Genomic DNA, 17,193 nt, shown 5'->3' with positions numbered 1-17,193 from the left:
TCCTCCATGATTTATTGGGCTTGAACGCGCAGTTCAGCAGTGCTGCGACTTTGGTGACCAAGCAGCGTATTTAGATCTGCCGCTTGAGGTTTCACCAAGTAGAACTTCGGAATCCATTCATCAAAGTTCGCTAAAATATGCTCTGCGTGACTAGAGCCCGTTTCTTCTAAATGCTCTGCAATCAGACCACGAAGATGTTCTTGGTGGATGAACAGATCAGACAGTGAAATAGCTTCAACCGATTCGTTGTTCACACGACCTTGGAAGCTTTGTTTCTCATCCAGCACATAGGCAAATCCACCTGTCATACCCGCGCCAAAGTTCACGCCCGTTTCACCAAGAACAGCAACAATACCGCCTGTCATATATTCACATGCGTTATCACCTGCGCCTTCAATCACAGCGATGGTGCCTGAGTTACGCACACCAAAACGCTCGCCAGCTTTACCTGCAGCAAACAGTTTGCCGCCCGTCGCGCCATATAAACAGGTGTTACCTATGATGGTCGCTTCGTTACATTTGAAGGCGGTGCCCAAATGTGGCTTGATAGCAATCTTGCCTCCCGCCATGCCTTTACCGACGTAGTCGTTGGCATCACCAGTCAGGTAAAGTTCTACACCACCGGCGTTCCAAACCCCAAATGACTGTCCTGCCGTACCATCGAGGTGCAGTTTAATCGGTGATGCCGCCAATCCTTGGTTACCATAGCGCTGCGCGATTTCACCAGATAGACGAGCGCCTACTGAGCGATCCGTATTGATCACATTGTAGTAGAAGCTGGCTGAACGGCCCTCTTCTACAGCAGCAATGGCATCGTCAACGATTTGTTGGTTGAGTTCTGCTTTATCAAATGGTGTGTTTGGCTCTGTCCAAAATAGAGGGTGTCCCTCAGCAGAAACCGGTGCTTCCAGAATATTAGATAAATCTAGTTTGGTTTGTTTTGCGGTGAAACCTTCTACAGCTTCAAGTAAGTCGGTACGGCCAATCAAGTCGGTCAGCTTTTCGACCCCAAGCTCTGCAAGCAGACCGCGTACTTCTTCCGCAAGGCCTGTGAAGTAGTTCATCACCATTTCAGGCAAGCCTTTGAAGTACTCTTTACGCAGGGTTTCATCCTGAGTCGCAACACCTGTCGCACAGTTGTTAAGGTGACAGATACGCAAGAACTTACAACCCATAGCGACCATTGGCGCGGTACCAAAACCAAAGCTTTCCGCCCCTAAGATCGCCGCTTTTACGACGTCTAAACCTGTTTTCAGACCACCATCGACCTGCAAGCGAATTTTATGACGCAGACCGTTGGCAACCAGAGCTTGTTGAGTCTCAGCTAGGCCTAGCTCCCAAGGGCTACCAGCGTATTTCACCGAGGTTAGTGGGCTCGCGGCCGTACCACCGTCATAACCAGAGATAGTGATAAGGTCAGCATAAGCTTTTGCCACGCCCGTAGCGATAGTGCCAACACCTGGTTCAGATACAAGCTTCACCGAAACCAGTGCTTTCGGGTTGACTTGCTTTAGGTCGAAGATCAGCTGAGCCAAATCTTCAATCGAGTAAATATCGTGGTGTGGAGGAGGGGAGATCAGCGTCACGCCCTGCACTGAATAACGCAGCTTAGCAATTTCAGCCGTGACTTTATGTCCCGGAAGCTGGCCACCTTCACCCGGTTTCGCCCCTTGAGCGACTTTGATTTGTAGGACATCCGCATTGGTGAGGTAGTGCGGAGTAACCCCAAATCGACCTGAGGCAATCTGTTTAATGCGAGAGTTACGCTCGGTACCAAAACGGCGAGGGTCTTCACCACCTTCACCAGAGTTTGAATAACCTCCGAGACGGTTCATTGCCGTTGCCAGTGCTTCGTGTGCTTCTGGGCTCAATGCACCGATAGACATCGCAGCAGAGTCGAAACGTTTGAATAGATCGTTTTTCGGCTCGACTTTATCCAGTGACAACGGAGACTCGGCTTTCTTCAATGTCATTAAATCACGCAGCATAGCAACCGGACGTTGGTTTACCTGCTTCGCATAGGTTTGATAGTCATTGATGTCGCCTGATTTCACCGCGGTTTGTAGCGTACCTACCACATCTGGGTTGTAGGCATGGTATTCGCCGTCGTGAACGTATTTCAGCAAACCACCTTGTTCGATCGACTTACGTTTTGTCCAAGCTTTACGGGAAAGGTTAGTCAGATCTTGCTGGAAATCTTCAAAGTTTGCTCCGGCAATTCGTGTCGCGACACCTTTAAAGCAGAGATCAACGACTTGCTGACTTAAACCTACCGCTTCAAATAGTTGAGAACAGCGGTATGAGGCGATGGTTGAGATCCCCATTTTCGACATGATTTTGTACAGGCCTTTGTTGATGCCGTACTGGTAGTTTTGCATCACGTCGCGGTATTCTTTGTTTAGTACACCATCATCGACCAGCTTACCGAGAGCTTCATAAGCTAAGTACGGATAAACCGCTGTGGCACCAAAGCCAAGCAGAACGGCAAATTGGTGTGGATCTCGTGCTGTTGCGGTTTCGACCACAATGTTGGCATCACAGCGCAAGTTGGCATTGGCAAGGCGAGTTTGTACCGCCCCTACCGCCATTGCCGCAGGGATTGGCAGCTTACCTTTAACCAAAGCGCGATCAGACAGCACAACCAGAACCGTGCCTTCACGAACCACTTGTTCCGCTTGATCACACAGGAAGTGAATCGCTTCCTCGAGGCTTCTCTCTTCCGGATCATAGTTGATATCGAGAATGGTATTGCGATAGTGATCGTCACTCAGCCCAAGCAGTTGCTGCATATCAGAATAAAGCAGAACCGGTGAGTCGAACGTGACACGATGCGCGTGTCCGTCGGTTTCACAGAAGACGTTCATCTCCTGACCGATGCTGGTTGCCAGTGACATCACGTGCTGTTCACGTAATGGGTCAATCGGCGGGTTAGTCACCTGAGCAAATTTCTGACGGAAGTAGTCGGTAACCAGGCGCTCTTTGGAAGACAATACGGCCATTGGGGTATCATCACCCATCGAGCCCACTGCTTCTTGTCCCATTTCGCCGAGAACACGCAGTACTTGGTCGACTTCTTCGTTATTCATGGCGAATTGCTTCTGATAGGTCTTGAGCAAGTCTTCGTCAAAAGTGCGCTCGCCAACCTGATCTTCAGACAGTTCTGCAAACGGTGTCAGTTTACGTACGTTGTTTTCCATCCATTCACGATATGGGTGACGACTTTTCAGATCGTTGTCGATCTCGCTAGATTGCCACAATTTACCTTTTCGGGTATCGACAACCAGTAGCTCGCCGGGGCCAACACGGCCTTTTTCCGCCACTTCATCTGGTGCGTAGTTCCAAATACCGATCTCAGAAGCAAGCGTGATCAATTTGTCTTTGGTGATCACATAACGCGCCGGACGCAGACCGTTTCGATCCAGGTTACATGCGGCGTAACGACCATCAGACAATACAATTCCCGCTGGGCCGTCCCATGGTTCCATGTGTTTCGAGTTGAAATCGTAGAAAGCGCGCAGATCCTGATCCATGTCCGGGTGGTTCTGCCATGCTGGCGGAACAAGCATGCGCATTGCACGGAAGATATCCATACCACCAGCCAGGAATAGATCCAGCATATTATCTAAGCTGGAAGAGTCTGAGCCAGTTTCGTTAACGAATGGCGCGGCGGTTTGAAGATCAGGTAACAACGGAGATGAGAACTTGTAAGCACGAGCACGTGCCCACTGGCGGTTGCCTTCAATGGTATTGATCTCACCGTTATGTGCCAGATAGCGGAACGGCTGCGCTAGGGGCCAGCGTGGCTGTGTGTTGGTTGAAAAACGCTGGTGGAATAGACAAATTGCCGATTCCATACGTAGATCGGCAAGATCCAGATAGAAACGTGGCAAGTCTGCCGGCATGCAGAGCCCTTTATACACCAATACTTGCGTAGATAAGCTACAGATATAAAAATCTGGATCTTCCGTGATCTGCTTTTCAATACGACGTCGAGCTATATATAGACGGCGTTCAATATCTCGTTCACGCCATCCTGCTGGTGCGGAGATAAAGACCTGATGGATATTTGGTACTGAGTGCAGGGCTATTGGACCCAGAACTTCAGAGTTTATTGGTACTTCTCGCCAGCCCGCTATGGTTAGCGTTTCTTGGGCGAGTTCTTTATTCACGATTTCTCGTGCTTGTTGAGCTTTGATAGGATCCTGGCTAAAGAATATCATCCCTACGGCATATTGCTTGCCAAGGTTAAAGCCATGCTCTTCAGCGACTAGACGTAAATAGGAATCGGGCTTTTGAAGTAGAAGACCACAACCATCACCTGTTTTACCATCGGCGGCAATACCACCACGGTGGGTCATACGGTCAAGTGCAGAAATTGCTGTACGAACCAGCTTGTGACTTTGCTCGCCTTCCATATGAGCGATCAAGCCAAATCCACAGTTGTCTTTCTCAAGACTTGGATCATAAAGAGCCATTGCAATTCTCCCTTTGCTTATCTGTCATCCCGACAGATATATCAACACTGCTTATGTTGATACTGATGACTAACTATGCGTCATTTTTATAATTTTATGTATATTTATTCAATAAAAGTTGTGAAATATTTAACAAGTTTTGTCTGTTTTATTTTCATCAACTTCACAAGCTATAGCTTATTGTAAAAAAGGTCAAGTTATTAGTGGATGATCACGTAAATCTGGTAATTACCATTTAATTGGCTGGGATTGTTCAATAATTTCAATTGGATATAAATTTGATTGTTACAATAAAGTAATATTTACGTCTGTGAGAAATAAAAAAGACCAGCATAAAATGCTGGTCAAAATAGAAAGATTGGAAGGAATTGTTTTCTTTCTAGGACAACAGCCCACAATATAAATGCTGGCTGTTTAAAACGCAGAAAGAGTGGGGGGAGTGTATCTCCCCCACTATTATGCAGAGAGCATCAGCGAGTCTGCTTTAGCTTCCAGATGGGTTCCGCCCATCAGGTATTCATCGATAGAACGAGCACACTCACGACCTTCGTTAATACAACGAACAACCAGTGATTGACCTGTACGCATATCGCCTGCAGCGAAAATGCCTTCTTGGTTAGTCGCAAAGCCCTGAGTTGCAACATTGCCACGATCATCAAGAGCGATGTCTAGCTGAGCCAGCACACCTGTTGGTTCAGGATGTAAGAAGCCCATCGCTAGGAATGCCATGTCACATGGAATCACTCGCTCACTGCCTTCAACTTCTTTAAAGCTTGGGCGTTCGCCTGGTTTTGCATCTTCCCATACGATGTCAGCAATACGTAGACCCGTTACTTCACCTTTATCGTTGCCAATGAACTCCTTGGTCAGGATGTTCCAGTGACGATCTACCCCTTCTTCGTGAGAAGTCGAAGTACGAAGGATCATTGGGTATTGTGGCCACGGCATATTCGCAGGGCGTTTTTCTGGTGGAATTGGCATGATCTCAACTTGAGTCACACTCGCTGCACCGTGACGGTTTGAGGTACCAACACAGTCAGAACCTGTATCACCACCACCAATAACGACAACATGTTTACCAGCAGCATGAATCTCTTCTGTTTTTAGATCCATGTTGTTTGCGCGGCGGTTGTTCTGTCCAAGGAACTGCATTGCGAAGTAAACGCCGTTTAGCTCACGTCCCGGTACCGGAAGGTCACGAGGAACCGTAGAACCACCAGTCAGAAGGACGACATCGTACTCCTGACGTAACTGCTGTGCGTTTACGTCAACCCCAACGTGTTGGTTTACTTTGAATTCAACACCCGCTTCAGCCATCAGATTGATCTTACGATCGATCACTTCCATGCTCAGCTTAAAGTCAGGGATACCAAAACGTAGCAGACCGCCAACTTTTTCATCGCGTTCAAATACCGTCACTGAGTGACCCGCGCTGTTCAGCTGTTCAGCCGCAGCCAGACCCGCAGGGCCTGAACCGATGATTGCAACGGTTTTACCAGTACGAGAACGTGGTGTTTTTGGCTTGGCGTATCCTTCACGATACGCCGTTTCCACGATGGTTTTCTCAATATTACAGATGGTGATTGGGTCTTGGTTAATACCAAGTACACAAGAACTTTCACACGGTGCTGGACATACACGACCCGTAAATTCAGGGAAGTTGTTCGTCGAGCTCAGAATGTTCCATGCTTCTTCCCAGCTATCGCGGTAAACCGCATCGTTAAATTCTGGGATGATGTTACCAATCGGGCAGCCGTTATGACAAAACGGCACGCCACAGTCCATACAGCGAGAAGCCTGAGTATTGATCTTGCTACCAAACTCCTCGTTCAGAACGAACTCTTTGTTGTTCTTGATACGTTCAGCGGGATCGATCTTCTGTGGAAGTTCACGACCATGCTCTAAAAATCCAGTAGGCTTACCCATTACACTGCCTCCGCTTCAGTTTGTTGTGCCTCAGCCTTACGTTTTTGAAGGACCGCTTTGTAATCGCGCGGCATAACCTTAACCATTGAGGTCAGGCTAGCTTCAAAGTTGTCTAGGAATGACTGAGCTACTTCACTTCCTGTGAATTGAACATGCTTAGTTAGCATGTCGAGTAACAGATCTTTGTCTTCTTGCTCGATAGGATCCAGGTCTACGAGTTCTGGGTTCAGTTTTGACTCGAAGTCACCTGATTTATCCCATACGTACGCAACACCGCCACTCATACCCGCTGCAAAGTTACGACCCGTTGAGCCAAGAATAATCGCTGCGCCGCCAGTCATGTATTCACAGCCGTGGTCACCGACGCCTTCTACGACAACTTTCGCGCCAGAGTTACGAACACAGAAACGCTCACCAGCCATACCGCGGATGAAAGACTCACCAGAAGTTGCACCATAGAAACATACGTTACCTACGATGATGTTGTCTTCAGCAATAATGCTAGAGTTTGCGTCTGGGTACAGTACTAACGTACCGCCAGACAAGCCTTTACCCCAGTAGTCGTTCGCATCACCTTCAACTTCGAACTTCACGCCTTTCGCAAGGAATGCACCGAATGACTGACCTGCAGAACCGTTGAACTTCACGTTCATTGGCTGTGGTAGACCCTGGTCTTTGTAAACCTTCGAAATCTCATTCGACAACATAGTACCCGCAGAGCGGTCAGTGTTGACGATAGGGAATTCAGCGTTAACTGCTTCACCTTTCTCCAGAGCAGGAATCGCTGCTTGGATCAGCTTACGGTCAAGTACTGATTCAAGGTTGTGGTTCTGTACCGTTTGGTTGTGTACACCGTCAGCTTCACGTGGTTGCTCAACGTGTAGGACAGGAGACAGATCCAGGTTCTTGTATTTCCAGTGTGAAACGTTTTGGCGAACACGCAGTTTCTGGCCTTGGCCAACCATCTCGTCGATAGTGCGGAAACCAAGTTCAGCCATGATTTCACGCAGACCTTGAGCCATGTACTGGAAGAAGGTCACAACGTCTTCTACGCGGCCATCAAAGCGCTCACGCAGCGTCTTGTTCTGAGTTGCGATACCAACAGGACAGGTGTTCTTATGACACTTACGCATCATGATACAGCCTTCAACAACCAATGCAGCGGTTGCCACGCCCCATTCTTCAGCACCCAATAGCGTTGCGATTGCAAGGTCACGAGGTGTTTTCATCTGACCGTCAGCCTGAACAACGATACGGTTACGCAGACCATTCTTCAGAAGTGTCTGGTGTGTTTCTGCCAAACCGAGTTCCCAAGGAAGACCTGTGTGACGAATCGAAGAAATTGGCGACGCACCTGTACCGCCATCGAAACCAGCGATCAGTACAACGTCTGCTTTTGCTTTCGCTACACCTGATGCGATGGTACCAACGCCCGCTTCAGATACCAGTTTCACGTTGACACGGCCTGCACGGTTCGCGTTCTTCAAGTCGTAGATCAGCTGAGCCAAATCTTCGATTGAGTAGATATCGTGGTGTGGCGGTGGAGAAATCAAACCCACGCCAGGAGTCGAGTGACGAGTTGCACCGATCCAGTCATCCACTTTATCGCCAGGTAGCTGACCACCTTCACCAGGTTTTGCACCTTGAGCCATCTTGATTTGTAGCTCATCTGCGTTGCTGAGGTAGTAAGAGGTCACCCCGAAACGACCTGATGCAACCTGTTTGATTGCTGAACGTTCCCAATCGCCGTTTTCTTTACGTTCGAAGCGAATTGGGTCTTCACCACCTTCACCTGAGTTGGATTTTGCGCCCAGGCGGTTCATCGCAACAGCCAGTGTTGAGTGAGCTTCGTGAGAGATCGAACCAAATGACATTGCACCTGTTGCAAAGCGTTTTACGATGCTTTCAAGTGGTTCAACTTCGTCGATAGAGATAGAACCTGCTGGGTTCTTAATGAACTCTAACTGGCTACGCAGTGTAACGGCGTTATCACCCTGTTTATCGACTGCACTCGCGTACTGCTTGAACTGATCGTAGTCTTTATTTCGAGTCGATTGCTGTAGCAGAGAAATCGTTTCTGGGTTGAACAGGTGCTTCTCACCACGTTGTTTCCATTGGTAAACTCCGCCAACATCCAGCATTTGAATTGGGATATCGCGTTGTGGGTAACCGATACGGTGACGAACTACGACTTCTTTCGCGATGTCGTCCAGAGTCAGACCCTGAATACGAGAAACTGTACCGGTAAAGTATTTGTCTACAACTGACTTGTGAATACCAAGTGCTTCGAAGATCTGTGCGCCATGGTAAGACTGTAGCGTTGAGATACCCATTTTCGAGAAGATTTTCAGCAAACCACCGTTAACTGCATTACGGTAGTTGTTGAACAAATCGCTTGGGTTTGCTTCAGGATCGAGCTTTTTCGTACGCTGTAGTTCGATGATGCTTTCGATTACCAGGTAAGGGTTAACCGCGTTTGCACCGTAACCAAGTAGCGTTGCGAAGTGGTGAGTTTCACGCGCGTCACCTGTTTCTACCACGATGTCACACTTAGCACGCAGACCTTTACGGATCAGGTGGTGGTGTACTGCGCCAACCGCCAGCATTGCTGGGATAGCTGCGTGGTTAGAGTTTACTGCACGGTCTGTCAGTAGAATGATGGAGTAGCCATCGATCACTGCGTCTTCTGCGTATTGGCAGATACGTTTTAGTGCGCGCTCAAGCTTGCCTTTGTCTTCGCTTGCCTGGAATACGATGTCTAGCGTCTTCGCTTGTAAGTGCTCGTTATCGATAGCACGCAGCTTCTCAAGCTCAGAGTTAGCCAATACTGGAGATTCCAGCTCTACCTTCTGACAATGAAGCGGTGTTTCTGTCAGTAGGTTTTGGTCTTTACCCAAGTAGGTGTTCAGCGACATAACCATGCGCTCACGGATCGGGTCGATCGGTGGGTTGGTTACCTGAGCAAACAGCTGCTTGAAGTAGTTTGATAGATGCTGAGACTGGTGAGACAGAACGGCTAGTGGCCAGTCCGCACCCATCGCAGATAATGGTTCTTTACCATCTTTTGCCATTGGAACGATGATTTCGTTCACTTCTTCAGAGCTAACGCCAAATGCTTGTTGGCGATGCAGCAGATGTTCCGGTTTAGGCTGGCTAAACTGGTTGCTCGCATCTGGCAGTTTTTTCAGGCTAAGAAGGTTCTCTTCAACCCATTTATCGTATGGCTGAGAGGTGGCAATGGTGTCTTTCACTTCTTCGTCAGAAATGATTCGACCTTGCTCTAGGTCCGCAACAAAGATACGACCTGGTTGCAGGCGACCACGGAATTCAACATTTTCAGGTGCGATTTCTACTACGCCAGATTCTGACGCCATAACCAGGAAGTCATCTTTAGTTACTGTGTAGCGAGAAGGGCGTAGACCGTTACGGTCAAGTGTTGCACCTACTTGAACACCATCAGTAAAACATACTGATGCTGGGCCATCCCATGGTTCCATAACGTTGGCGTGGTACTGATAGAAAGCACGACGCTTAGGATCCATGTTTTTATTTTCCTGCCATGCTTCAGGAATCATCATCATCAGCGCGTGAGGCAGGCTACGGCCAGAAAGAACCAGCAGTTCCAGTGCCATATCAAAGTTGGCTGAGTCAGACATGCCTTCCTGACAGATAGGCAGAAGCATATCGATTTCAGCCTGAGTGAACAGATCTGATTCGATGATCGCTTCACGGGCTTTCATCCAGTTCAGATTACCGCGAACGGTATTGATTTCACCGTTGTGGGCGATATAGCGGAAAGGCTGAGCCAGGCGCCATCTTGGGAATGTATTGGTAGAGAAACGAGAGTGTACCAGTGCCAGTGCAGTTACCATTGTTGGGTTCTGCAGGTCAAGGAAGTACTGTGGTACCTGTTCTGTCGTTAGCTGGCCTTTATATACCAGCGTCTTGTACGACATAGAGTTGATATAAAACTCGTCTTTGATATTCGATACGCTTTCCAGGCAGACGCGCACTGTATAGTTACGCAGAACGTACAGTTTACGTTCCAGTTCCTCAGGTGTTACACCTGGGCCGCCAGAGATAAATACATGTTCGAATTGCGGCTCCGTGCTAAGCGGGTCAGCACCAAGCATAGAATTATCTACTGGAAGTACGCGGTAACCGATAACTTCAAGGTCCAGGCGTTTGGCATTACGCTCTAGAATGTCACGGCACTGTTCACGTTTGTATTCGTCTTTCGGGAAAAGAACAACACCAACACCGTATTTTTCGAACGAAGGCAGTTTAATGCCCAGTTTAACGGCTTCTTCTAATAGAAACTCATGAGGTTTCTGCAGCAAAATACCGGCGCCGTCACCGCTGCATGGGTCACAACCTTGACCACCACGGTGTTCCATACGAGCCAGCATATCCAATGCTTGCGTTACTACTTCATGAGATTTACGGTTTTTAAGGTGAGCAACAAAACCGATACCACAAGCGTCATGCTCCAGCTCTGGAGTGTACAGACCCTGTGAATTGTGCTCTCTATCTACCATAGATACATCCTTCCAGTTCAATGTAGACGCGAAAACTCCAGACAGACTGAGCCTGTCTAGGTAAATTTAATTTGCGTCTTGTCCTTTATATTTATGATTCGCAACCAGTCGCAGTTGACCAGTCTTGATTCCTTTCCGTATCTCGCAGGAAAAGTGTTGCGAGAAAAACAATCCTTGGTGATATCTCTTTTTAATTTGTCACTTCTTGGTGACTTATATAGGTAGGAGTGGGATAACACCGACAAACCCCGCAGTCCGTGTTGTAATCAAAATGACAAAAACAACGGGGATGCGTAAGTATCCTACAATTTTGTTACTTCATAATGCAACGAAAAAGTCGACGTTGTGACCCATTTTTTTTGTTTAAATATGCATTTTTTGTTTAACAATTACGTAACATCGTCGTTTTTTATATGTTTTTATGCAGGTTTATTGATTTTGGCCAGTCTGAGATTCGTTTAAATTGACTATTATTCTTTGCTTTTTCTTGCAGGTATGTAATTAAGTTACACAGATCGTAGTGAGATTGATTGCGATTTTTGTTTGGTGGAAATTTATGCAGTTACATGAATTGGTTAACACATTAGGCCAGGATCTTCAGCGCCGCTATGGTGAAAAAGTTCATAAATTAACATTGCATGGTGGATTTAGCTGCCCGAATCGAGATGGCACGATAGGCCGTGGAGGATGCACATTTTGTAATGTTGCGTCTTTTTCCGACGAGGAAGTACAGGTTAAAAGCATTCATGATCAACTCAGTGATCGGGCAGGAGAGATCCAACGTGCGAAAAAGTATCTCGCCTATTTTCAAGCATACACGAGTACTTATGCTGAAGTTCAAGTGCTCAAGAGAATGTATGAAGAAGCATTAAAAGCGGCAGATATTGTTGGTTTGTGTGTTGGTACCCGACCTGATTGTGTTCCAGATTCTGTGTTGGAACTCTTGTCTGACTACGTTGAGCAAGGTTATGAGATCTGGCTGGAACTAGGTTTACAAACCGCCAATAATAAAACCCTAAAGCACATTAACCGCGGTCATGACTTCGAATGTTATGCTGAGATAACCAACCGAGCTCGGGCTTTAGGCATAAAAGTGTGTACCCATCTGATCGTAGGGTTACCCAAAGAATCCCGCCAAGATAACGTGAACACGATGAGCAAAGTACTCGAAGTGGGAACGGATGGCATCAAATTGCATGGTTTGCATATTGTTGAGGGTAGTATCATGGCGAAAGCGTGGCGAGCTGGAAAGCTGGAAGCTCCAGAGCTAGATGAGTATGTCGCCATCGCCAGTGAATTAATTCGCATGACGCCGGCAGAGATTGTTTATCATCGGGTTTCTTCAGCTGCACGTCGTCCGACGTTACTTTCCCCTTTGTGGTGTGAAAACCGTTGGTTAGCGATGACAGAAATTGGCCGTGCATTGGACATAGAGGGCGCTCAGGGGAGTTTAACCGGTCAGCCATTTATCTATACAAAACCCCAACTTAAACATTAAACAATGTACGCATATCTAATTGCTCACGGCTAGCATGAAACTCTGCATTCCCAAGTATTTCCTTCCTACTTGGGTCTGTGGTTCACCACTCGGTCCTTATCTGTTCTCACCACCTTTTTAAGTCTTTTCCCATGTCTGTTTTGTCGTTCATTATTAAGCACACCAACGATAAAAGAGAAGTTATTGCCAACGCTTTGTGACCTCTTGCTCTAAGTTGATAGTGAGCAGTTTAAATCACCGTATCAAACACGTTAAACTGCTGGTACTTGGTGTTTTTCCATTATTCCCCTGATACTTTTTTTAACACTAAGGCAAATGTCTCATGTTCAGGGATGATATCTAGCTTTGCGCCGTGGAGTCGTGAATGAAACCGATGAAAAATCTCGCCCAGTATTATGTCGACCTTTTGGTTAAGCTGGGAATTGTCCGTTTTTCAATTTTGCTGGCGCTTGCTCTGGTGGCGTTGGCTGTCGTGGTACAAGTCGGTATTACCCTGGCACTTAAGGGGCGAGTGGACGATATTGATATCGTTCGTTCGGTGTTCTTTGGTCTGCTGATTACTCCTTGGGCGGTATATTTTCTGTCGGTGGTTGTCGACCAATTGGAGGAGTCGCGCCAAAGGTTAACTAAGCTGGTTTCCAAGCTGAAAGACATGCGCTCGCGCGATCAAGAACTGAACTTCCAGTTGCAACAGAATATTGAAAAGCTCAATCAAGAGATTGAAGAGCGTATTAAAGCCGAAGAAGCACGCGAAGAAGCGATGAAGGACCTGGAAAATGAGGTCTTTCAGCGTGAGCGAACCCAGCTAGAACTTGCCGAGCGAACCGCACTATTACGCTCTTTCATTGATGCGTCTCCGGATTTGATTTACTACCGAAATGCAGATGGTGTGTTCTCTGGTTGTAACCGCGCCATGGAAGAGCTGACGGGTAAGAAAGAACATCAGTTGGTGGGCTTAAGCCCTTGGGATGTTTACAGTAAAGAAATTGCACAGCCAATCGTTGATACGGACCAGAAAGTCTTTACAGATAATCAGGCGATTACCTATGAGCAATGGTTGGAATACCCGGATGGCCGCAAACATTACTTCGAATTGCGTAAGGTTCCATTCTATAGCAAGGATGGCCGTCACCTTGGTTTGGTTGGTTTTGGACGTGATATCACCGAGCGTAAGCGCCACGAAGAGTCCCTGGAAAAAGCCAGTCGGGACAAAACTACCTTTATCTCCACCATCAGTCATGAGCTTCGTACCCCACTCAACGGCATAGTCGGCTTGAGCCGCATGTTGCTGGATACCCAGCTGACGGAAGAGCAGCGCAAGTACATGCAAACCATCAATGTCAGTGCCATCACATTAGGCAATATTTTCAACGATATTATCGATATGGATAAGTTTGATCGCCGTAAACTTGAGTTGTTGCCTGAGCCGCTGAACTTCGAAGATTTTGTCGCAGAAATCGAAAGTATCTCCGCGTTGATGGCGGAACAGAAAGGCTTGCGCTTTGATTTAGAGCGTTTGAGCGATTTACCCAAAGCGATTGAAGTCGATGCCACCCGTTTACGTCAGGTTATCTGGAACCTGGTCAACAACGCCATGAAGTTCACTAAAGAAGGTGGCGTGGTGATGACGGTAAGTGCCGATGTTGAAGATAGCTTCGCGACTATCATTATTGAAGTGGAAGATACCGGTATTGGCATTCCGGAAGAAGAATTGAATAAGATTTTTGCCATGTATTACCAAGTGAAATCAGGCAAAGATAATCTACACGCGGTGGGGACTGGCATTGGACTGGCTGTCTCTAAACAACTGATCAATATGATGGGTGGTGATATCTCGGTAACCAGTGAAGAGGGCTATGGTAGTACCTTTACCGTGTCTATTCATGTACCAGTCGTTCCTCTCGAAGAACCTGTCATCGACGCTCAGCGCGACAATGTTCATTTAAATATCTTTATGGTCGAAGATATCGAATTGAACGTGACAGTAGCGAAATCTTTATTGGAAAGCTTGGGTCATTCCGTCACCGTTGCCATGACAGGACAAGAAGCGTTAGTTAATTTCGTTCCCGAACAATATGACTTAGTTTTACTCGATATTCAGTTACCCGATATGACTGGTTTCGATATCGCCAAATACTATCGAGAGCACTACGATAACTTGCCTCCATTAGTTGCGTTGACAGCAAATGTGCTAAAAGATCGTAGAGAATATCTGCAAAATGGTATGGATGATGCAATCAGTAAGCCTTTAGCTGTGCATGCTATCCAGTCTGTGATTGATAAGTTCTTTGTGCATAGAGTGGAAAAACCACAGCCAGTAGAGGTTATTGAAGTGAAGGAAGAACCAACCCCATCCCCGGTGATAGAGACGCATTTGCTTGACCTCGATATGCTGGAGTCTTACGTTGATATTGTGGGGTCAAAGCCCGTTTATGACAGTATCAAAATGTTTGAAGAGATGATGCCTGATTATATTGAAGTTCTGGATTCCAATATGATCGCGAAAGATAAAGATGGCATCGTGTCAGAAGCGCACAAAATCAAAGGCGCGGCAGGTTCAATTGGTCTGAAACGCATTCAAAGTGTCGCGCAGAAAGCCCAGTCTCCTGATATGCCTGCGTGGTGGGAGAATATTTCCGATTGGATCGAAGAAATAAAAAATGAATACCTCAATGATATTCAAGTACTAAGAAGTTGGTTAGAACAAAGGAAATAACATGAAAAAACTTGCATCAGTGGCCATTGCTACTGCTTTGCTGACGGGTTGTAGTGCTGTTCCTGAAGTGAATTGGAAACAAGACAGCCAGATAACAATTAATAAAGTCAATATTGAACTCAAGAGTAACCTCTGGGTCAATTTGATGCCGACGATTGGTGAGTCGCAGGAAGCCAGCCTTCATGGTTCTCTCTCCCTAGAAAGTGACACGCAGTTACCCGCAAATCTTACCGTTGAGGCTTTGATAATTAAGCAAGGTGATGAGCAATGGATGTTGGACGAAGACTCACTGGAAACACGGACTCATAGCGAAAACCAATGGGAAGTTGCTTTTACCTGGGAAAACCAAGTTAACACTGAGAAGTGGGTTGAGCTGGCGATACTGCTGGATGATGCTGGTAAAAAGCGCTGGCTGGTCGAAAAGTATGTGAAGATCAATAAGGTGTATTGACCTCTTAAATTAAAAAAGGGCTTGCGCAGGCAAGCCCTTGGTACCTATGAAGAATAAATTAGTCTTCTAGATCACCACAGAAGCGGTAACCTTCACCATGAATCGTTGCGATGATTTCTGGTGTACCTGATACCGATTCGAAGTGCTTACGAATACGACGAATGGTGACGTCTACAGTACGATCATGTGGCTTAAGTTCACGTCCTGTCATCTTCTTAAGAAGGTCAGCACGTGTTTGGATTTTACCTGGGTTCTCACAGAAGTGCAGTAGAGCACGGAATTCAGAACGAGGCAGCTTGTAGCTATCGCCTGAAGGGCTCACTAGTGAGCGGCTATTGATATCTAGCACCCAACCGTTGAATTCGTATTTTTCTACTGAGCGTTTTTCTTCTTGAACGGCATTCTCGCTCATTGAGCGACTCAACAAGTTACGCGCACGGATAGTCAATTCACGTGGGTTGAATGGTTTAGTGATGTAATCATCAGCACCAATCTCAAGACCGAGTATCTTGTCCACTTCATTGTCACGGCCTGTCAGGAACATCAGTGCGATGTTTGCTTGTTCGCGTAATTCACGTGCAAGTAGAAGACCATTCTTGCCTGGAAGGTTAATGTCCATGATGACCAAGTTGACAGAGTTGTCTGATAATACTTGGTGCATCTCTTCACCGTCACTGGCTTCAAAAACAGCGTATCCCTCTGCTTCAAAAATACTCTTAAGAGTGTTACGAGTTACTTGCTCATCTTCAACGATCAGAATCTGCGGGGTTTGCATTGGCGGTACCTAAATTTGTGACAAAATTGTGCTAATAGAATAAATTCTAGGCAAAAATATAACATACAGGTAATGAAATTTTGATAATAAATCAAGTTAATCAAAATTACACTTCTTTCAGTTATCCGCCTTCCATGGAGATTTACCAGCTCACCTACATCCCGTGGCGACTTTTATTCTAATGGGATATTTACCTTTCATTTCCAGTTTCTTATTGGGATAGGAAACGTAAACACCCCAGAGGTGCGGAGAATTTTATATTGTTAACAGCATGCTAACAATGCTCAAATGTTAATTCCATGCAGTTTGTTGATTTACATCAATTGATGAAATTTAACTGTTATTAATCATTTAAGAGTTATGATAGAAAAAAATAATACGAACATCGACGCATCGTTATGGAATGCTTATGCAAATTCTTTTTTTCGCTTTGAAACGAAATGGAATGTTTTGAGCTATGTTGTGATAACTGCTTGGAACCCATACAGTAATTTGCTGTCCAAAGAAGATAACTGCATAATTAATCAAACGCTAGAAAAACGTCTAAAACACATCAATTATGTGCCAGTTGTGGTAGGTGATAGAACCTTCGAATGGTACGAAGAAAGTTTTGCGGCGGAGATCTCAATAGAAAATGCTATATCACTAGCGAACGAGTTTCAACAAAACGCGATTTATTATGTTTCTCATGGCGACATCTACCTTATTGCCTGTAGTGAGCCAAGCAATCGACACAAGATCGCTAAGATGAGTGAGCGACTCGTATAACGCAAAAAGGATACTACTCGTTCGAGTGTCGCTCGGGCGAGAAAAT

General features: G+C 46.3%; 8 protein-coding genes. 4 read left to right on the top strand and 4 right to left on the bottom strand.

Annotation, left to right across the window (positions count from 1 at the left end; translation table 11 throughout):
• Window positions 1-11 precede the first annotated feature (11 nt).
• The 3 genes from gltB (RXX31_RS14405) to gltB (RXX31_RS14395) form a co-directional block, all read right to left on the bottom strand.
• Window positions 12-4,475, bottom strand: a complete 4,464-nt coding sequence (gene gltB / locus RXX31_RS14405) for a glutamate synthase large subunit (protein WP_317590214.1) — start codon at window positions 4,473-4,475, stop codon at window positions 12-14.
• Between the two features lie 456 nt (window positions 4,476-4,931).
• Window positions 4,932-6,401 carry a glutamate synthase subunit beta gene (locus tag RXX31_RS14400; protein ID WP_317590212.1) on the bottom strand — a complete coding sequence of 490 codons (1,470 nt, stop codon included), beginning with the start codon at window positions 6,399-6,401 and terminating at the stop codon, window positions 4,932-4,934.
• Window positions 6,401-10,939 carry a glutamate synthase large subunit gene (gene gltB / locus RXX31_RS14395; protein WP_317590211.1) on the bottom strand — a complete coding sequence of 1,513 codons (4,539 nt, stop codon included), beginning with the start codon at window positions 10,937-10,939 and terminating at the stop codon, window positions 6,401-6,403. Before gltB (RXX31_RS14395) ends, RXX31_RS14400 begins: the two co-directional genes overlap by 1 nt.
• A gap of 556 nt (window positions 10,940-11,495) precedes the next feature.
• Between gltB (RXX31_RS14395) and RXX31_RS14390 the strand changes: the two genes are divergently transcribed.
• The 3 genes from RXX31_RS14390 to RXX31_RS14380 all read left to right on the top strand — a co-directional run bounded on the left by RXX31_RS14390 (window position 11,496) and on the right by RXX31_RS14380 (window position 15,604).
• The gene (locus tag RXX31_RS14390; RefSeq protein WP_317590210.1) at window positions 11,496-12,437 is read left to right on the top strand and encodes a TIGR01212 family radical SAM protein; all 942 of its coding nucleotides are present in this window, start codon (window positions 11,496-11,498) and stop codon (window positions 12,435-12,437) included.
• A 364-nt stretch (window positions 12,438-12,801) separates the two neighbouring features.
• A complete protein-coding gene (gene arcB, locus RXX31_RS14385) occupies window positions 12,802-15,153 on the top strand; it encodes an aerobic respiration two-component sensor histidine kinase ArcB (protein WP_317590209.1) in 2,352 nt (783 codons plus the stop codon).
• Between the two features lies 1 nt (window position 15,154).
• Window positions 15,155-15,604 (top strand): hypothetical protein, encoded by a 450-nt coding sequence (locus RXX31_RS14380; protein WP_317590208.1) that lies wholly within the window; start codon window positions 15,155-15,157, stop codon window positions 15,602-15,604.
• Between the two features lie 58 nt (window positions 15,605-15,662).
• On the opposite strand, the gene arcA is transcribed toward RXX31_RS14380, so the two are convergent.
• Window positions 15,663-16,379 carry a two-component system response regulator ArcA gene (gene arcA, locus RXX31_RS14375; RefSeq protein ID WP_264903124.1) on the bottom strand — a complete coding sequence of 239 codons (717 nt, stop codon included), beginning with the start codon at window positions 16,377-16,379 and terminating at the stop codon, window positions 15,663-15,665.
• Between the two features lie 360 nt (window positions 16,380-16,739).
• On the opposite strand from arcA, the gene RXX31_RS14370 reads away from it, so the two are divergent.
• Window positions 16,740-17,147: a DUF3293 domain-containing protein gene (locus tag RXX31_RS14370; protein ID WP_317590207.1), complete on the top strand. Its 408-nt coding sequence runs from the start codon at window positions 16,740-16,742 to the stop codon at window positions 17,145-17,147.
• The last annotated feature ends 46 nt before the right edge of the window (window positions 17,148-17,193 follow it).

It is taken from the genome of Vibrio sp. EA2 (assembly GCF_033042495.1).
In the GTDB taxonomy this organism is placed as follows: domain Bacteria; phylum Pseudomonadota; class Gammaproteobacteria; order Enterobacterales; family Vibrionaceae; genus Vibrio.
This window is presented reverse-complemented; position numbering and strand designations above follow the sequence as displayed.